Source organism: Serratia sp. G204Y (assembly GCF_051172435.1).
Classification (GTDB): domain Bacteria; phylum Pseudomonadota; class Gammaproteobacteria; order Enterobacterales; family Enterobacteriaceae; genus Serratia; species Serratia sarumanii.
The window spans coordinates 1,583,342-1,601,416 of sequence record NZ_JBPIZA010000001.1 but is presented as its reverse complement, the minus strand read 5'-3'; the positions used below and the strand labels follow the sequence as shown (position 1 = coordinate 1,601,416).

General features: G+C 51.3%; 24 protein-coding genes. 22 read left to right on the top strand and 2 right to left on the bottom strand.

Annotation, left to right across the window (positions count from 1 at the left end):
- The first annotated feature begins 839 nt into the window (after positions 1-839).
- The 20 genes from ACSBQQ_RS07730 to ACSBQQ_RS07635 all read left to right on the top strand — a co-directional run bounded on the left by ACSBQQ_RS07730 (position 840) and on the right by ACSBQQ_RS07635 (position 13,874).
- Positions 840-1,259, top strand: a complete 420-nt coding sequence (locus tag ACSBQQ_RS07730) for a terminase small subunit (protein WP_060429447.1) — start codon at positions 840-842, stop codon at positions 1,257-1,259.
- A complete protein-coding gene (locus tag ACSBQQ_RS07725; protein WP_060429448.1) occupies positions 1,252-2,499 on the top strand; it encodes a PBSX family phage terminase large subunit in 1,248 nt (415 codons plus the stop codon). The genes ACSBQQ_RS07730 and ACSBQQ_RS07725 overlap by 8 nt, the downstream gene beginning before the upstream one ends.
- Before the next feature lie 21 nt (positions 2,500-2,520).
- Complete coding sequence (locus tag ACSBQQ_RS07720) at positions 2,521-3,849, top strand: anti-CBASS protein Acb1 family protein (RefSeq protein ID WP_060429449.1); 1,329 nt, start codon at positions 2,521-2,523, stop codon at positions 3,847-3,849.
- Positions 3,833-4,759: a phage minor head protein gene (locus tag ACSBQQ_RS07715; protein ID WP_060429450.1), complete on the top strand. Its 927-nt coding sequence runs from the start codon at positions 3,833-3,835 to the stop codon at positions 4,757-4,759. Before ACSBQQ_RS07720 ends, ACSBQQ_RS07715 begins: the two co-directional genes overlap by 17 nt.
- Before the next feature lie 3 nt (positions 4,760-4,762).
- On the top strand, positions 4,763-6,028 hold the full coding sequence (locus ACSBQQ_RS07710) for a hypothetical protein (protein WP_060429451.1): 1,266 nt from the start codon (positions 4,763-4,765) through the stop codon (positions 6,026-6,028).
- Between the two features lie 12 nt (positions 6,029-6,040).
- Complete coding sequence (locus ACSBQQ_RS07705; RefSeq protein ID WP_060429452.1) at positions 6,041-6,487, top strand: phage cement protein; 447 nt, start codon at positions 6,041-6,043, stop codon at positions 6,485-6,487.
- A 17-nt stretch (positions 6,488-6,504) separates the two neighbouring features.
- Complete coding sequence (locus ACSBQQ_RS07700; RefSeq protein WP_060429453.1) at positions 6,505-7,581, top strand: major capsid protein; 1,077 nt, start codon at positions 6,505-6,507, stop codon at positions 7,579-7,581.
- A 9-nt stretch (positions 7,582-7,590) separates the two neighbouring features.
- The gene (locus ACSBQQ_RS07695) at positions 7,591-7,884 is read left to right on the top strand and encodes a hypothetical protein (protein ID WP_060429454.1); all 294 of its coding nucleotides are present in this window, start codon (positions 7,591-7,593) and stop codon (positions 7,882-7,884) included.
- A gap of 66 nt (positions 7,885-7,950) precedes the next feature.
- The gene (locus ACSBQQ_RS07690) at positions 7,951-8,349 is read left to right on the top strand and encodes a DUF7370 family protein (protein ID WP_060429455.1); all 399 of its coding nucleotides are present in this window, start codon (positions 7,951-7,953) and stop codon (positions 8,347-8,349) included.
- 171 nt (positions 8,350-8,520) lie between these two features.
- Positions 8,521-8,868 carry a hypothetical protein gene (locus ACSBQQ_RS07685; RefSeq protein WP_060429456.1) on the top strand — a complete coding sequence of 116 codons (348 nt, stop codon included), beginning with the start codon at positions 8,521-8,523 and terminating at the stop codon, positions 8,866-8,868.
- 2 nt (positions 8,869-8,870) lie between these two features.
- A complete protein-coding gene (locus ACSBQQ_RS07680) occupies positions 8,871-9,281 on the top strand; it encodes a hypothetical protein (protein ID WP_060429457.1) in 411 nt (136 codons plus the stop codon).
- Complete coding sequence (locus ACSBQQ_RS07675; protein ID WP_060429458.1) at positions 9,278-9,661, top strand: phage tail termination protein; 384 nt, start codon at positions 9,278-9,280, stop codon at positions 9,659-9,661. The genes ACSBQQ_RS07680 and ACSBQQ_RS07675 overlap by 4 nt, the downstream gene beginning before the upstream one ends.
- A gap of 60 nt (positions 9,662-9,721) precedes the next feature.
- A complete protein-coding gene (locus ACSBQQ_RS07670; protein WP_041033806.1) occupies positions 9,722-10,471 on the top strand; it encodes an Ig-like domain-containing protein in 750 nt (249 codons plus the stop codon).
- A gap of 207 nt (positions 10,472-10,678) precedes the next feature.
- Complete coding sequence (locus tag ACSBQQ_RS07665) at positions 10,679-11,188, top strand: KilA-N domain-containing protein (protein WP_060429459.1); 510 nt, start codon at positions 10,679-10,681, stop codon at positions 11,186-11,188.
- A gap of 38 nt (positions 11,189-11,226) precedes the next feature.
- A complete protein-coding gene (locus ACSBQQ_RS07660) occupies positions 11,227-11,907 on the top strand; it encodes a DUF6246 family protein (RefSeq protein ID WP_060429460.1) in 681 nt (226 codons plus the stop codon).
- 251 nt (positions 11,908-12,158) lie between these two features.
- On the top strand, positions 12,159-12,458 hold the full coding sequence (locus tag ACSBQQ_RS07655; protein WP_140367552.1) for a hypothetical protein: 300 nt from the start codon (positions 12,159-12,161) through the stop codon (positions 12,456-12,458).
- A 2-nt stretch (positions 12,459-12,460) separates the two neighbouring features.
- Entirely contained in the window at positions 12,461-12,847 is a 387-nt protein-coding gene (locus tag ACSBQQ_RS07650; RefSeq protein WP_140367553.1) for a hypothetical protein, read from the top strand.
- 22 nt (positions 12,848-12,869) lie between these two features.
- Positions 12,870-13,298, top strand: coding sequence for a hypothetical protein (locus ACSBQQ_RS07645; RefSeq protein ID WP_071845153.1), 429 nt, complete (start codon positions 12,870-12,872; stop codon positions 13,296-13,298).
- A gap of 56 nt (positions 13,299-13,354) precedes the next feature.
- Positions 13,355-13,561 (top strand): DUF551 domain-containing protein, encoded by a 207-nt coding sequence (locus tag ACSBQQ_RS07640; RefSeq protein ID WP_072269919.1) that lies wholly within the window; start codon positions 13,355-13,357, stop codon positions 13,559-13,561.
- 112 nt (positions 13,562-13,673) lie between these two features.
- Complete coding sequence (locus ACSBQQ_RS07635) at positions 13,674-13,874, top strand: lipoprotein (protein WP_060435794.1); 201 nt, start codon at positions 13,674-13,676, stop codon at positions 13,872-13,874.
- A gap of 75 nt (positions 13,875-13,949) precedes the next feature.
- Here ACSBQQ_RS07635 and ACSBQQ_RS07630 read toward each other — a convergent pair whose 3' ends face one another.
- Positions 13,950-14,423 (bottom strand): hypothetical protein, encoded by a 474-nt coding sequence (locus ACSBQQ_RS07630; RefSeq protein WP_072269920.1) that lies wholly within the window; start codon positions 14,421-14,423, stop codon positions 13,950-13,952.
- 41 nt (positions 14,424-14,464) lie between these two features.
- A complete protein-coding gene (locus tag ACSBQQ_RS07625; RefSeq protein WP_060429461.1) occupies positions 14,465-14,815 on the bottom strand; it encodes a hypothetical protein in 351 nt (116 codons plus the stop codon).
- A 62-nt stretch (positions 14,816-14,877) separates the two neighbouring features.
- Here ACSBQQ_RS07625 and ACSBQQ_RS07620 point away from each other — a divergent pair, with 62 nt between their 5' ends.
- Positions 14,878-15,348 carry a hypothetical protein gene (locus tag ACSBQQ_RS07620; RefSeq protein ID WP_230200359.1) on the top strand — a complete coding sequence of 157 codons (471 nt, stop codon included), beginning with the start codon at positions 14,878-14,880 and terminating at the stop codon, positions 15,346-15,348.
- A gap of 61 nt (positions 15,349-15,409) precedes the next feature.
- Positions 15,410-18,061, top strand: a complete 2,652-nt coding sequence (locus tag ACSBQQ_RS07615) for a tape measure protein (RefSeq protein WP_060435793.1) — start codon at positions 15,410-15,412, stop codon at positions 18,059-18,061.
- Positions 18,062-18,075 lie beyond the last annotated feature (14 nt).

The following is an 18,075-nucleotide window of genomic DNA, read 5'->3' as shown; positions in this document are numbered from 1 at the left end:
ATGTAATTGTCAATGCATACGGCTATTATCCGTATGCCGCTCTCTCCTCATAGATACTCTCTGCGGCCTTGGCGCCACTCTCCGTCAACGTGAGATACAACCTTAAACTCTCATCCCTCTCAAGGAGGATCAGGCCATTCTTTGCCAGCGTTCGGCAGGACAGGCTGTAGTTGTTAGGAAAAAGCTCGACGGAGCGATTGGCTCTAACGATGTTGAACAATGCAGTTTGACGTATGCCTGCTGAACGCCCCTTTAAGCGAAAAGCATGCAGGATAAATAAGGTATCTTTTTGAATTGCTGATAATCGCATGTGATTGACTTATGGTGGTTGTTGGACATCAAATCATATCATGTATGAATAAGGCGAGGCTGGGAAGTGTTTATAAACTGGATGAGGAGAAGCAGGTCAAGCTCTGTGTGTATATAAACTGGCAGACTGTCGCGCCAGTACGTCAAGAGTGTTTATAAACTGGGATGGAACCAACAAATCACGGCCCCAAAATGCACCCTTGTGTGTTTACAAACGGGAAAAATCACGAGATGAAGAGCCAGATCACGCGATATAACGCAATGGACGTCGCAGCATCACGTTTCCCTCAAGGCGGGTTGGTTGGCTCCATGCCACTCCTACAAAGACTGAGTATTTCCAGGTTATCGATGCCGGTGGCACTACAGCAACTGACTACGACATCGTAGTTAGCTCTGACCACGCCGATTTCACCATTAATTTGCAACGCGAAGATCTCCGCTGGCTTCCGGCTATTGGGTGACATGAGCGTTATCCAGTTAACCCCTGGCCGTATGGCTGAATACGCTCAGGCATTCACTAAGGCATAAGAATGACGCTGACAATTAAGCAAGAGGCTTTCTGTCAGGCATACATCGAAACCGGTAACGCGTCGGAGGCGTACAGGAAGGCGTATGCTGCTGACAGGATGAAGCCAGAGAGCGTTAACCGGAAGGCAAAGGAATTGCTCGACAACGGCAAGATTACGGCAAGGATCGCAGCACTACAGGGAGAACACCGCCAGAGGCATAACCTTACTGTAGACGATTTGCTTATCGAGCTTGAGGAGGCCAGGCGTGCAGCTCTTGATTCCGATACGGCTCAAGCATCCGCCGCCGTAGGCGCTACGATGGGTAAGGCTAAGCTACTTGGACTGGATAAGGTGATAATTGATCACCGGTCTGGAGACGGCAGCATGACGCCTAAACCAACAGTAATTCAGCTACTGCCAGTCGAGCCGAAAAATGAGTGAAGCTGTTCAACTGCCAATTCCCGCCAAGTTAGCTCCGCTGTTCACCGCCATAGATAAGCGCTATCGCTGCTCACACGGTGGCCGCGGTAGTGCTAAGACACGCACTTTTGCCATGATGACAGCAGTTAAAGCCTACCAGGCGATGATGAATGGCGAAGCTGGAGTGATCTTGTGTGCTCGTGAGTTCATGAACTCACTGGAAGAGTCGAGCATGCAGGAGGTTAAGCAGGCGATCCTATCGGTGCCATGGTTAGCAGCCAACTTCGATATTGGTGAGAAGTACATCCGAACTATCGATAAAAGTGTGAATTACGTGTTTTGTGGCCTACGGCATAACCTCGACAGCATCAAGTCGAAAGCACGTATCCTTTTATGCTGGGTTGATGAGGCTGAATCAGTCAGCGAAATAGCCTGGCAGAAGTTGAGCCCTACCGTACGTGAGGAAGGCTCAGAGATTTGGGTAACGTGGAACCCAGAGCGCGACGGTAGTGCCACTGATAAGCGTTTTCGCAAAGAGGCTGGCGATGACTGCATTACCGTTGAGATGAACTACACCGATAATCCCTGGTTCCCCGACGTGCTGGAAGGTGAGCGGCTGAACGATGAGCGCCGTCTTGATCCGGCAACATACGCATGGGTATGGGAAGGGGCTTACCTCGAAAACTCGGATAAGCAGGTACTGGCCGGCAAATATCGGATTGCTGAATTTTCCGACAATCTCTGGAAAGAGGCGGAACGCCTGTTCTTCGGTGCCGACTTCGGTTTCGCTAAAGACCCGAATACGTTGGTGCGTTCATTCATTCTGCATAACCGCCTTTACATCGAATATGAGGCATATGGTCAGCATACCGAACTTGACCACATGCCTGAGCTGTACGACACCATCCCCGGTGTGCGTGACTGGCCCATTAAGGCCGACTCAGCGCGCCCGGAGACAATCAGTTATCTCAAGCGACAGGGATTCAATATTTCAGCTGCTGAAAAGTGGCAGGGAAGCGTTGAGGACGGGATCGCCCATCTCCGTGGCTTTGACGAAATAATCATTCATCCTCGCTGCAAGAACGTGGCGCGCGAGGCACGGCTCTGGTCTTACAAAACTGACCGTATCACCGGTGAAGTGTTACCAAAACTGGCAGATGGCAATGAGCACTGTTGGGATGGGATACGCTACAGCTTGGATGGACATATCAAACGCAAATCTCAGGCCGTCGGGATGCTGATCCCTAAGCGACTCCGGTAAACCATTCCAAACGGAAACCACATGAACAAAAATCTCCAACTGGCCGTCAACCACGCGTTGAACGACGCCAGGATTGAGCGTGCTCGTATGGCGATGCTTGGGCCATCTATGGGCCTGGATAATAAACGCGGCTCCGCCTGGTGCGAATACGGCTTTCCTGAGCAGGTAACCTACGACAACCTCTATTCGTTATATCGCCGCGGTGGGATTGCACATGGCGCCGTGGAAAAGCTGGTGGGCAAATGCTGGCAGACCAACCCGGAGATCATCGAGGGTGATAAGGCCGACGAGAAGCGCGCGGAAACTGCCTGGGAGAAAAAACTCAAACCGGTATTCACGAACCGGTTATGGCGCGCTTTTGCAGAGGCTGACCGCCGGCGGCTTGTCGGGCGTTACTCTGGCATTTTGCTGCACATCCGCGACAACAAACCATGGAATAACGAAGTAACCAGAGGCCGAGGCCTCGAAAAAGTCACGGTAGCCTGGGCTGGTTCACTAAACGTGAGCGAGTGGGATACCGGGCTTAACTCGCAAACATACGGCCAGCCGAAGATGTGGCAATACACAGAGCGGCTTTCAAATGGAGCCTCGCGACGTGTCGAAATCCATCCAGACCGGATCTTCATCCTTGGCGACTACACCGATGACGCTATCGGGTTCCTTGAGCCAGCATACAACGCCTTCGTCAGTCTGGAGAAAGTAGAGGGCGGTTCCGGTGAGTCATTCCTGAAGAATGCAGCGCGGCAGCTGGCGCTGAGCTTCGACAAAGAGATCGATTTCGGCAGTCTGGCGTCTATGTATGGCGTAAGCGTTGACGAATTGCAGGACAAGTTCAACGAAGCCGCGCGCGAGATGAACCGCGGCAACGATGTGCTGATGAGCCTACAGGGTGCAGCTGTTACCTCCCTTGTTTCACCAGTGTCTGATCCAAGCCCAACCTATAGCGTGAACCTGCAAACGGCTTCTGCCGGCGTTGATATTCCTTCGCGGATACTGGTAGGCAACCAGCAGGCTGAGCGCTCAAGCACCGAAGACCAGAAGTACATGAACGGACGCTGCCAGAGTCGCCGTGGCAATCTGTCATTCGAAATTGAGGACTTCTGCGACAAGCTGATCGACCTGAGAATTATCGATTCTGTCGGCCAGAAAACGGTTATCTGGGACGATCTCAATCAACAGACTCGCGCTGAGCGCCTGGCAGACTCTAAGACCATGGCAGAAGTGAACAAGGCTATGGTTGAAAGCGGTGATACGGCGCCGTTCAGCGGTGAGGAAATTCGCACTGCTGCAGGATTCGAAACTGAAGGCGGCGAGCCTCTTGGAGAGACAGGGGATGACGACGAAACCTAAGCCTCCAATCCTGCCGAGCAACATCAAAGATCCCACAGGAGTTGATAAGTTAGAGCGTGGCGCCATGCGTGAGTTTGCAAAGCGCATGAAGCTGATAACGAAAGGCTATATCGACATTCTAAACCGCATCCCCTCTGAACCCGTCGTAAACGAGCGCTACACCTTCCGTCTTGATCAGGGGCTTCTGTCGATGCTGCTTCAGAACGGTGAAGCGCTGGTGGACGAAATTCTGCTGGAGGGTGGGGAGTTCAATCTGTGGTTCTTTGGCCGCTATGTGTCCGTGGCTTACCAGCGAGGAACGGCGCAGGAGTATTACAACCTCTCCCAGCAATCCTCTGCTTACGCTGCCGGCCAGCAGGATGTTCCCAACATCTTGTTGAGTGAACCCTATCAGCTGCGGCTGATTCTGGTCAGAGCGCGTGAATTCGAAGAGATGAAAGGGCTCAGCGCTCAGGTTAAGAGCGATATGGCGCGAATTCTGACTGATGGCATTGCCAGGGGGCTCAATCCGCGAGACGTAGCCAAAAACCTCAACGAGCAAACCGGCATTGAAACCCGACGCGCGAGTCGCATTGCCAGGACTGAGATCACGACCGCACTGCGGCGAGCACGTTGGGATGAAGCTCAGGATGCGCAAGACCGCTACGGCATCAAAACAAAGCTGCTTCACATCTCTGCGTTAAGCCCTACCACCCGAGCAACACATGCCGCCAGACATGCTCACCTGTACACGCAGGATGAGGTGAGGGAGTGGTACACGAAGAACGGCAATGCCATCAACTGCAAATGCTCTCAGCTTTCCGTGCTGGTGGATGACAAGGGGAACCCTCTCACTCCTTCGATCATCGACAAGGCCAAGCAGACGTTCAACGACATGAAGGAGAGAGGCTACAAATGGGCAGAGGGTTAATCCATGAAAGTTCAAGTTAACGTCACTACGAAGGTCAACAGCCATGCAATTCGCCGGGAGTCATATAACGGCCGCGAGCATCTTGTTTTGCCGAGCTACACACTGCCCGCAAACGTGGTCATGAATGATGGGCTGTATACGGCCAGCGAAATCGATGCTCACTATCAAGGGCTTGAAGGCACGCTGGCGCCGCTGGGGCATCCTCAGCTAAATGGCGCATTCATCTCTGCCTTTTCTCCTGAAGGTATCAACCAGGGTCATATCGGCGCCTGGAATCGCAATGTGAAGAAATCGGGCAACCGGATCTACCTGGAGAAGTGGGTTGATACCCAGATCGCTAACCAGAGCGAGGGAGGTAGGGAGCTTATCTCCCGCGTAGAGGCCATTGAGCGCGGCGAAGATGTTCCACCTATTCATACCAGCGTTGCGGTGTTTCTCGACCAGCTTGAGCCCAATGAGCAACAGAAGGCCACAGGTGCCAAGTGGGTGGCGAAGATTCACGGCATGGATCATGACGCAATCTTGCTGCATGAAGTAGGCGCAGCGACACCTGAGCAGGGCGTTGGTCTGATGGTTAACGCTGACCTTGCCACGCCGTTAAAAGCTAACTCTGGCGCGCTGATTGGCGAATCCTACCGGGATCGTGAGCAACGTCTCGACCGAGCAGCAAAAGAAAGATTCGCTCCCGGCGAAAATGAATATGCCTGGGTGGCTGACTTCACCGACTCGCAGGTCGTGATCATCCGCAACGGCGGCGCAGCCCAGGTTTATGGCTACTCGTCTGAGGGTGGGAAAATTACCTTCGATGAAACCGGCACACCGGTTTCGCGGCAGGAATCCTGGGTGACGGTCGTCGCCAACAAAGTTAAATCCCTTTTCAATCCGCAGGGACAACCTGCAACCAACCACCAAACGGAGGGCGACATGCCTTTAACCACTGAAGAGAAACAAGAGCTGATCACCGAAATCGGCAAAGGCCTGGCCGCCAACTTCGCCGAGGCGCTCAAGCCTATTACCGAGAAAGTTGAAGCGCTGCAGGCCAACCATACCCAACTAGCCGAAACTCTTACTGCCAACTCCCGCGCAGAAGAGAAAACCAAGCGTGAAGCAGTGGCGAAAGTTCACGGCGAAATCGTGGCAAACGCGCTGCAAGGCGAAGCGCTGGAAGCGATGTTTAAAACGCTGGGCGAATCGGCGCCGCTGGCAGGTAACTCAGGCCAGCATCAGCAAGAATCCGGCGCACCTGCCGCAGATGCATACTTCAAATAAGGGGGCTATCCAATGCCACGTTATCGTCGCGTAAACATCGACGGAAAGTCGCTGTATAAGACCGAAACTCGCACCACTGCCGCGGCACTTTTGCCAGGCACTGCTGCCGTCATCAACGCCAGCGATGAATTCGCTCAGGCTACCTCGCTAAAGGGTCGTATCTACATCATCGACGTTGCCTACCATCAAGGGCTGAAAATCACCGAAGCGGTTCCTGCAGGCGATTCCGCTGTAGGCAACTACGTGGAAGAAGGCCGTGAACTGGCGCTGCTCTGCGTACCTGGCACGTACAAGAAAGACAGCCCGATCAAGCTTGGCGCTAACGGCCAATTCACCCTGGCAACTGCTGACACTGACTCAGTGATCGGTTACAGCCAGGACGAAGCTACCATCGCCGCCGGCGCTACCGATTTCATCCGCGTGCGTATGCGCGTTGGCACTGTCGCCGCTGGCGCTTAAAAGAAGGATAAACGCACATGTATTTCTCCAAAGAGACATTGGCTGCAAACAGCCGCCTCGGCGGTCATTGGAATGAACTGTGGGCGAACCGCAATATGTGGAACGCCAATCATAACGCCATGATCGCTGCCAACCGCGCCCACATGACACAGGAGTGGTTGGCAGTAAACGCTGCTGGTGGCTTTACTCGTGATTTCTGGGCTGAAATTGATCGCCAGGTACTGCAACTGCGCGATCAGGAAGTTGGCATGGAAATCATCAACGATCTGGCCGGCGTACAAACGGTTCTGTCCGTCGGCAAAACTGCCAAGCTGTATAGCGTGGTAGGTGATATTGCTGATGATGTGTCGGTAAGCATTGATGGCCAGGCGCCGTTCTCCTTTGACCACACAGAATACGCCAGCGATGGCGACCCAATTCCGGTATTCACTGCCGGCTATGGTGTGAACTGGCGTCATGCTGCCGGGCTGAACACCGTGGGTATCGATCTGGTGTTGGACTCGCAAATGGCTAAGATGCGTAAGTTCAACCAGAAGCGCGTCAACTATTACCTCAACGGTGATCCTAACATCCAGGTTCAGTCCTATCCTGCGCAGGGCATTAAAAATCACCGCAACACCAAAAAGCTCAATCTGGGGGCTGGTGCCGGCGGCGCAAACATCGATCTGACTGCAGCAACGATGACTCAGTTGTTCGAGTTCTTCGGCAAAGGTGCATTCGGTGCGCTGGTGCGCGCCAACAAAGTCTCTCAGTACGACGTGATGTGGGTATCCCCAGAAATCTGGGCAAACCTGGCGCAGCCATACGTGGTCAACGGCGTTGTGAGTGGCACTGTATTGCAGGCGGTACTGCCATTTGCACCGGTTAAAGAAATTCGCATGACCTTTGCACTGAAGGGTAATGAGTTCGTCGCTTACGTCCGTCGCCGTGATGTGATCTCTCCGCTGGTCGGCATGGCTGTGGGTGTTGTTCCGCTGCCGCGCCCTCTGCCTAACGTTAACTACAACTTCCAGATCATGTCTGCTGAAGGTCTGCAAATCATTGCGGACGAGCAGGGGCTTTCCGGTGTTGTCTACGGCGCCAATCTGGCGTAAGGGGGAAACATGGCTAAATACGAAGTTATTCGCCCCTGGAATGGCGTAGAGATCGGGGATGTGTTGGAACTGGAAAAGCTTCACCCAGCGCTGAAATCTAACGTTCGGTTGATGCGTGGCGCGGCTGGCGGTGAACTGACCCCGGCCACCCCGGATGCCGGCAACGAAACCAAGTCGCGCAAGGATGCTATCAAAGCGCGGCTCACTGATCTGGGGATTGAGTTCAAAGGCAACCTAGGCGAAGAAAAGCTCGCTGAGCTGTTGCCGGAAGGCGAGCTCGAAAATCTGTTCCCTGCTGAATAACAGCCGCCGCCAAGGCGGTTTTTTTTTGCCCCGTTTCGGCGGGGCTTCTTCTTACAGGAATCAGCCATGGTGACTAAAGAAAAGGCCAAGGAATATCTGGAGTCACAGGGTATCACCTTGCCTGATTTCGTCTTGGATGCGCTGGTGGAGCAGGTGAACAGCATTCAGGAATGTCTGGATGCGAATTACCCAGCATCCACAGCGTTACTCATCCAACTCTATCTTCTCAGGCTTATGGGATTAGGCCAGGGCGATAAATACATCAGCTCTCAAACGGCGCCAAGCGGGGCATCGCGTTCGTTCCGCTATCAGTCATTTAGCGATCGCTGGAAAGGGGCGCTGAATCTGCTGCGCGGGTTGGACAAAAAAGGGTGCGCTACAGGCCTGATTCCACCTGACCCAACAAACAAGGCTTTTGCCGGTATCTGGATCGGCAAGGGCGGCTGCATGTGCGGTGGTGGTTGATGGCATGGATACCTGTCGCCGAACGGTTACCAAAGCCTTTTGAGCGCGTCTGGGTGAAGACTGATACGGCCAGGCAAACCACGGGATTCGTTAATGACCGCGGTGAGTGGAAATTTAATTGCCCGAAAATCGCGGCAGAACGGCCTGCGGTGATTAGCTGGAGAGAGTGACATGTCATCATTAGCCAACTGGTCATACACGGCTGAGGCCACGATATGGCGTAATCTCGGCAATAGCGAAGCGAGCGATCCTCTGGGCTGGGCTCCGCCTGAAATTATCATGTGCGATTACCAGGGCGGACTCTCGGCGAAGTTGAACAATATCGGTTCGGAAATCACTGTAAAAAACACTGTATGGACTGAATTCACCGAAGCCAAGAAAGGCGACTATCTGCTTATCGGCGTGTCTACCATGGTAGACCCGATCGCTGCGGGTGCCGATGAGGTGGTGCAGGTGATCCGCTATGCCGACACGTTTGACCGCCTGGCAGAGGATATAGCCATTCTGACGGGAGTGTAGTGATGGGCGTAAAGATAAAGGGTATCAAAGAGGCCCAGCAGCGTCTTGATGCCGTGGTTGAGGATGTCAGGACGAGAAAGGCTGTCAGGGCTATCAAAACAGCGCTGTTTATCATCGGCAATGAGGCTGCCCTGATGACCCCAATAGGTAAAACCTCGGTACTGATTAACTCGCAATACCAGGACACCCCCGTAGTGAATGGAACACGCATCACTGGGCGTATCGGGTATTCGGCCAACTATGCGGTTTATGTTCATAACGCCAGTGGCATCTTAAAAGGGCTGCCGCGTCCTAAGTCGCAAGGTGGCGGTAATTATTGGGATCCATCTGGTGAACCTAAATTCCTCACCAAGGCTGCAGAGAAAACCCGCCGGCAAGTGGACGAGATAATCAGGAAGGAGATGATGCTGTGACACCTCCAATGTATCTCCGCCTACGAAATCTTTTCGAGAGCGCAGGCCTAACCGCGGGGCTCACCATCCAAACGCTGATGTGGAACGACACGGGTAAGTTATCCGACGCTTTCATCGTGTTCCGGCCAGGTGGTGGTTCAGATATTCAATACGACCGCGGTGGAGATTTCTTCGTAATGGTCGATGTAGTCGGGGCCAAAGGGAAGAACGCAGAAGCAGATGCCGCGGCGAACAAAATCGGCGACTACATCAGGAGCCAGCAGGGCGCTGATAGCTGTGTTGGCGCCATGCGTCTGCTTGGAGGATCTCCAACGCCAATCCCATCAGCAGAGGGGCGATTAATCTACCGACTTTTAGTCTGCTGCACCTACGGCGAATAACGCACATATCTATCCATCAGGCTGCCTATGGGCGGCCTTTTTTATTTGAAGAGGTAACACATGCAAGGTTGTGCAAATGATACCGGTAAGCTGATCGGTAAAGTCGCGGTGCTGCGTATGGCGTTCGGCTGTGCTGACACGCTGCCGGCACTGAGTGACTGGAAGCGTCTCGGCGCGCTGACCACCAAGGGCTTCGATTTCTCGCCAAACTCCGTGACGTCTGAAGCAGACGACGCGAAAGGGCTGGTGGAGAACCTGGTAACCAACATGGATTTCACCATTTCCGGTGAAGGTGAATTCCGCCGTAAAGACAAAACCACTGAGATCGGCGCTCTCAACATCTCCAAGTACATTTTCGATGAAGTGCAGGCTGGCCGGCAGCCGTCGATCTGGGTGCGATTCGATTTCGTCGGCGAAGACTCCGGCACCTACATCATGGGCTACTTCAACACTACGTCGTGGTCTGGTGATTTTGGCACGAGCGACATCTCCACTTTCTCCGGCGAGTGGAAAGTTGCTGATGCCGATACTGTCGTGTTTGAAGTCGCCGCGGATGTCCCGGTTACCGGTGTGACAGTGGCGCCAGCAACAGCAAGCATTGCTGTAGGGGCTACTCAACAGCTTACCGCTACCGTGGCGCCGGCTGATGCCAGCGACAAAACCGGCACCTGGTCATCCTCGGCAACCGGTAAGGCCACCGTCAATCAGTCAGGTCTCGTTACTGGCGTTTCTGCCGGCGCGGCCACAATCACGTTTACCACCAATGATGGCGCCAAAACATCTACCAGCGCGATCACCGTTACCGCATAGCAAATGGTCGGGAAACCGACCGTCGATCTGACAAAGACTAGCCCTGCTCATGCGGGGCTTTTTTGTACCTGAAATTCATCGCGCACCGCACGCGCAGTAATCAAACCAAGAACCTTTCAGGATGACCCTTGAGGAACCGGCTGGCTGTCGGAGCCTTCTTGGGGCCGTTTCCTGTGCGACAAGGTTCATCACTAAAAGGTAATCCGAATGAACTATCCAACCGTAGCAGTAAACGGCGTCTCCGTTCGTGTTGATGAAGAGGGGCGCTATAACCTCAATGATCTGCATGCTGCCGCTGTAGCAGAAGGTAACGCCACGGAGTCACAGCGCCCAAGCAACTTCACGAAAAGCAAATCAATCAAGGAGTTTGTGCGCGAACTGACCGCCGCTACAAAAGTAGCGGCGCTTAAAACGGTTAATGGAGGCCCTAATCACGGGGTCTGGGGTCTGGAGTTGGTGGCTATCAGATATGCGGCATGGCTTAGCGCAAAGTTTGAGATCAAGGTTTATCAGACGTTCCAGGCAGTGATCCGCAATGGTATTGATGCCATGTCTCGCTTGAACAAAATAGACCACATCATCAAGACCGAATCCAAGGAAATAAGCCAGTGCGCCAGCCAAATGGCGAAGTGGGGTGTCGGCGGTCGAAAACGCCTTCTTCACACTGCCCGAGAGCGTGTTGCTGATGAAGTGCAGATGTACCTTCCTGGCTTTTGACTGAAGATTGGCAGGGATGCCATCGTTTTGAGGTTTAAATGACACCAATTACTGAATTAGGCGAGATGGTCATCACCGATGCCGATCGCGATTACTTCCTTCGACCTTCGTTCGCAAACATGACCCGCATAGGTTCGCCAGCGGAGATTGTAGAGCGATTTGCTGAACTCCATACCAGTGAAGCTCCGCGGTTACTTGAAGCCGCTGTTGAGGCATACGGTGAGGTTCCTGGGTGGTTGCTGGCATACATCAACGCGCCGTCATTCAGTAGCTCAGCAATATTCGCCGGGATGATCGTCATGCAGGCATGCTGTGATGATGACCTTAGCGCGCTGGTGGGAGAGTTGCGACCAAGCAAACGAGGGAAGAGAGCTTTCGTGTTTCGCCGCGGCAAGATGCCGGCGAGCGATATCATTGTGATCGGCCAATTGCTGATCACCCACGGCATCATCGGTAAGGCAAAGATACGCAAGTTGCAGCGTCACGAGTCGAACAGTTACGTGAACGAGTTCAATTCTTTTGAGTACATCAGCGCAGCGCGCAATCACTTCAACATGCCCCGCGCCGAAGCAGAGTGCCTTTCGATGACCGAGTTTCAGTTGCTGCTGGCGGCAAAGTACCCAGAGCAGAAAGGCTTCACGCGCGAAGAGTACGATCAGGTGATGGACGAAGACGAGAAGCGCTGGCAGGCGATGATGAAAACGCAAAAAAATCGATAGCCCAAAATCGAAGCAGAACCAATCTGCAGAAGCGTTTTTTGCAAACATGGGGAGGCGCGATGGATTTTATGAGTTCACTACAGGGCGAATAGACAGCAATAGAGAGCAATAGACAGTGAGAAAACGTGCTGTCGACATTGAAAGAATATGACTAAGGTAATAAACTTCATACACTACAGTATTTGACGGTAATGATAAGCATTATCGTTTAATGCAAGAATCCTTAAAATCCGGCGTATGGTAACTAGCACATGGCAGAAGCAGATAGAAGCGTAGGACAGCAACCAGTAGTAGAATCGGCTGATTGTAGAGAAATCTACTCTGAGCTGGCTGCGATTACTGGATACAAAACGCCTGGTGGATCTTTCATAAACATTGCCTTTGCAGCTCCATCGGTTGTGAACTATACCAATGAGAAAGGACAGCCTGGCGCTTCTAAAGTAGTCCTCAAAAAAGTTGGTTCCGTGACGATGACAACATCAAGAGCTGAGGCTTTATACGAATCTTTAGGAAAGGCGATTAAGAAGCATAAAGAAGCAACAGGAGAGTGACAATGTTATTTGTAACTACAGCAGACAATAGTTCCGCTGCAAGTTATGAGGCAGCGTTCTTAGTTGATGAACCAGTCTTTTCATCGAACTCATTGGCTTGTCGAGCTGATAGAGGAGCCTATGGCCATAGGTACCCTAAAGCATGGGAAGTTTACGCGCCGTCAGAGTCCTTCACTGTTGACGATGTGTTGCTGCAATGTCTTCAGATTTCCGCAATCACTGGTGTGACGCAGTTTGCCCGTAACTATCACGCGGAAGAGTTTTGGTCTGGACTTGGGGCTGAAATTTTACACAGAGCTAATGCTAAAAATGAAAAAGATGTTACTTACAAGGCAGGGATGTCTGTTGCGGATGTGCTTGCAGCAATGATGCCTAGTAACAAAGGATAATTATTGTTAGGTATTTGTAAGCATGATCACAGCTACTCTTTCAGGCTTCTTCCGTGAAGGAGCAAATAATAGTGACTTTTGTACCGACTGGCCATTTTTGTCTGCAAGTGAACAAAAAAAAATAGCTCAATTTGTTGTTGACTTAGGTGAAGGGAAATCTCTAATTGGTAAAAATAAACCTTCTCATGTAGATGATAATTATGACAAAATTGAAGGGGCTGATGGCTATGAAGAAAATGGGTACTGGCATTATCACAGTGGCTTAAGCTGGTTTCCTCATACGTTTAAGTGCTATACGGTACGCTTAGCATTCAATCCTGGTGGTAAGGCATCAAGAGAATGCATTCACTATTACAAGAAGGGTGCTGATGAGATTGTCATTGTCGGTTACTCTAAGAACCATATCCCATTCATGTTAGCGGACGATCCACTGAATCCATTCTTTAGTTAGAGCGCATCCATAAGATTTTTTTTGCTTTGTGCTACAGTGCTCAATCATCCTTAACAATGGTGATTGCTATGAAATGGATATCGGTAGGCGAGAAGCTGCCAGAGGCTGGCCTTTATCGCGTAATCGTCGCAACAGACAAGGGCGTTGGCTCTGCCAATTTCAACCCTATCAACGGTTTTCAGGCAGTAACGCTTAATGGAAGTACTCAGTACTCTAATCTTACAGTGAGCCACTGGATGCCGTTCCCTGATGCGCCTCAATAGCGATGAAGATAAGCCCACTTGAGTGGGCTTTTTGCATTCTAAGGCTTGCTTTACCTCACAAGTGAGATTCGTTATCATTTGATGAGTTGATTGTTCCTATAAGGATATAGATATGCGTAAGTCACTGCTGGTTGCCCTGGGTGTGATAGTTCTATCTGGATGCGCAGGCCAGAACGATGATTATCAATTGAATGGCAAACAATCGTCTGCTCAGAAAGACAGCAAAGAGTGGAAAGAGTTTGTCGCTCCTCTGTCTACCAAAACTCAATCGCCACAAGACAGATTGATGAAGCGTGCTGAGAGAAACTACTAACTGATAAAAGCCCACCGGAGTGGGCTTTTTGCTTTCTGGCACGATAATTCCGTGGCCTTTTTATTTTCCGGTTTGTCATTTCCCCAGTAAGGCAGAAATTCCAGCAGTTGTGATCGACTGAACAACAGACTTGATAGCTTCAGTCGACATCTCACCAAGTGTGGATTTAGCTTTATCCTTCTCCGCATCGCTCATATTAGATATTGCAATGAGATCCTCGAGAACGACAACGGAATCGCGATGAAGCCTTATAGTCTGGACGTTAATTATCGCTCCTAAACCGCCATCATTACGAATAAAGTCAATTCCTTTGCTCGTGATTTTTGTAAATGAGTAGATGGCTCTGGGGGAGCGGTTGCCTAACTCCCTGCTCAGTTTAATATCGATAAGGCCATGGCCTTCAAGATACATGAGGTTGGCGGTAAGGATGTCTACACTACCAAATTTATCGGCAAATCCATCAATTAAATTACTGTCTGGCGCGATAGGGTAAATGTCGCAAAGGTACTGCAGTAGATCTCGCTGAATGGCTCTATCAAATTTATCCATGTGCTTACCTAAAGTTAACGCATTCAGGTGGAGGTTTTTGCTTAGAAATCGTCGGCTTCGCGTGATATGGCAAAAATCACGTTGATAGCAAGAAGGTAGGCGTTATCCACCACACCATAGGTACCACTGGTGATGACGTTAGTATGGCGACCAAGCGCACCCTCCATAAACACCAACAACTTCTTGTTATGATGCTCATAATCTGGATCGAGTATTTGGATGCCTTTCATAAATTGACCGTATTCTTTGAAAATGGTTTTTATAAACACCCCATCTTCTGACCACTTGTAAAAGTCTTTGAAACTTAAAGGTCTGTTTAGCTGCTCCAGTCGTGTTAGCTCTCTGGCGAGCCATTGGCAGCCATTTCGTAAATCTTCAGCACTTACTGTCATTGTTGTTCTCCGGGTTGATGAGTAGCTGTGGGAGTAGCTTAGCGCGTTTAACCGAAGACTTCATGCGCCGCAATTTTCGCTTTTTCGTTGCCTACGTCATGCTCTCTGCTAAGATCGGGTCATCTTTGATTGATGGGCAAGGAAGAATGAAAAAGACATTAGCAGTAGCACTCGCTGTCATGGCTTTGACGGCATGTAAGCCTGGTGAGGAAAAAGCATTAGAACTTGCACAGAAGGAAATTTCTGCAGACTTGAAAGACCCTGACAGTGCGAAGTTTAGATATTTGCGAGTAGCAAAAACTCAAGAAAACGAGGATGGAACAGTTCTCGTCTTAGTGTGCGGGCAAGTTAATGCTAAGAATGGATTCGGCGCTTATGCTGGATTTCATTCTTTCATGATAGACATGAGCATGAAAGAAAAGGGATATTTCAGCAAAGCAGTGACCTATAAGGTTGGAAGTAAGAAAATATCAACAGAAGATGATGCACGCGACATGTATGGCTATACGGCCATGTGTGGTGAAGACGCCTAGAAAATATTAATTAAGAACGACCTCGCTTCGGCGGGGTTTTTTTATGCCCGGAGATCGCTAAATGTCAGAGCAAGATGGTGGAAGCCTGGTCTATCAGGTTGATATTGAAACGGCCAAAATGATCACTGGCAGTCGCAAGGCTTCTATTGTTCTCGAGGAAATGCAGCGCCAAACAGGGAAAGCCTCGAAGTCTGTCGATGCCTTATCATCCTCTGCGGATAAGGCTGGCAATTCAATGGGTGGCTTAAAAACCGTCCTAACTGGGGTGGCGAGTGCAATCTCAGTTTCTTTAATAATCGACTATGGAAAAGCTTTTTTAACCGTAGCTGATAACATCACTCAGCTGCAGGCACGGATAGCACGCTTAACCAGCGACACATCAACGGCTAAAAGCACCTTTATGGGGCTAGCGACTATAGCTTCAAATACTGGCTCCAGCCTGAAGGATACAGCTAAGCTCTGGGAAACTATGACTGCGTCTCTAAAAGAGACTGGCGCCACAAACTCACAGATATTGGCACTTACCGACACATTGCAGAAAATTGGCCGAGTTGGCGGCAGCTCTTCCGAAGAGATGGCAAATGCTTTGAGGCAATTTGGTCAGTCTATTGCTTCCGGTACGGTGAGGGCGGAAGAGTTTAACTCTATTGTTGAGCAGATGCCGGAGCTTGCTCGTCAAATTGCGGTCGGTCTTGGCATGACTGGTGGTCAGCTAAGACAAGCGATGCTGGAAGGCAAATTAAGCGCTGAAGATGCTATCAACGCGATAATGAAGCAATCCGACTCTCTGAATGAAGAGTTTAAAAAGCTGCCTAGGACGATGGATCAGGCAAGCAATACCCTGACGATTTCATTGCAGATGCTGATAGGCAAAATGAATGAAACCGTAGGGGCGAGCCAAACAATGGTCACGATCATTGACTCCATAAGTTCTGCGATTGATAGGCTCAGCGGCAAGACAGAGACGGCGGCTCAACGTATATCAGACTTAACTTCTACTGCAGAGATGTATGAGCGTAGAGCAAGAACGTGGTCATGGCTGGGGGTGGATGGTTGGTCTGAACAGAACAAGGCGCTGGCTGTATTAAGTCATAGGGCTGCTACTTTGGTTGGTGATCTTGATTCAGTTGCTCAGGCGTCGGCGAGGGCTGCAGCTGGTCAAATAAAGTTCAATAATACCGGATCTAATAATAAACAAGATGCGCTAATTAAGAAGTCGGAAAGAAGTTTAGCCCTATCCAAGCTTGAAGGGGAAGCCAGAGCAAGGCTGGCAGCTCAATATGCGGCTGAGGATGCCGGGTTTAAGAAAGATGATCCGCGCACAAAGCGCATGGAAGATGAAGCAGCGGCAACATACCGAAACATAGAGGCCCAGAAAAAATTTAAGTCTGAAACAAAATCTAGCGCGACAGCAGCTGAAAGTGTGGCTCAGAAGGTAGAGAATCTAAGGAAGCAGTCTGAACTAGCTGCAGACTCAGCAAGTGAATGGAGCCGCGAGCAAGCGATCCTCAATGCCCAACTATCACTGGGGAAAGGAGCCACTCAGGCCCAGATCGCTGAGGCTGGCGCTTACGCCGCTAAGAAGTGGGACACTGCCAACGCTATCAAGGCGCAAGCGGCCGCAGAGAAGTTACTCCCGGAAGCCAAAGAGAACGCCAGCTACGCGCAGGACGTGAAGGATTTAAACACGGCGTTGGCGGCTAAGAAAATCAGCCAGGAGCAGTACAACACCACGGCTGAGCAACTGGAGCAACAGCATCAGGTTAACTTGGCAAAAATCCGGGCTAAAGCCGTGGTAAGTCCTCAGCAGCAAGCTGCCGGGATGGTTGACCCAGTGCAGCAGCTTGCCAATGAGAATGCGCAGAAGCTGGCGTTGATTCAGCAGTTTGAAACGGATAAAGGGAAGATTACTCAGCGCGGAATTGAGCTCATGAATGCTGCTAACAAGCAGTACGAGCAACAGCGCACTGCCGCGCAGTGGGAAATCCTTAGCCAGCAGAGCCTTGGTTACGACATGCTGACGAGCGCTGTTGATGCATTCTCTGGCAATGCCTCAAACGCGATTACGGGCCTGCTTACCGGCACCATGTCGGCACAAGAGGCGATGAGGTCGCTTGGCAACACCATCCTGAACAGCGTGATAAACAGCATCGTTCAGGTGGGTGTGGAGGCCTTGAAAAACTACATCCTCGGCCAGACGCTTGGCGCCGCCTCCGTGGCGTCATCTGTGGGTATGGCTGCAACAACGGCTTCAGCCTGGGCGCCGGCGGCTGCAATGGCATCTCTGGCAACTCTTGGCGCTAACGCGGCTCCAGCGGCTGCTGGGATAACCTCAACCGTAGGATTGGCTGGCGGGCTGGCCTTGGCTGGCGCGCGTTATAACGGCGGCCCTGTGAGCGCTGGCGCGATGTACCCGGTAGGTGAGCGAGGAAAGCCAGAGATTTACCAGGCGAGCACTGGTAAGCAGTACATGATACCCGGTGACAACGGCAAGGTGATCAGCAATAAGCAGATCACCGGCGGCGGCAGTGCGGCGCCAACCATCATCATCGAGAATTACTCATCTGGTGCTGGAGTAATGGATACCCAGGCCAGCAAAGGGGCTGATGGTGCCGATGTGGTGCGCATTGTGCTGGCTGATCTGCAGCAGGGCGGCCAAATTAGTCAGGGCATCTCCCAGTATCACCAGGCGCCTCGCAAAGCCACTGAATAGCAGCACTCAAACCT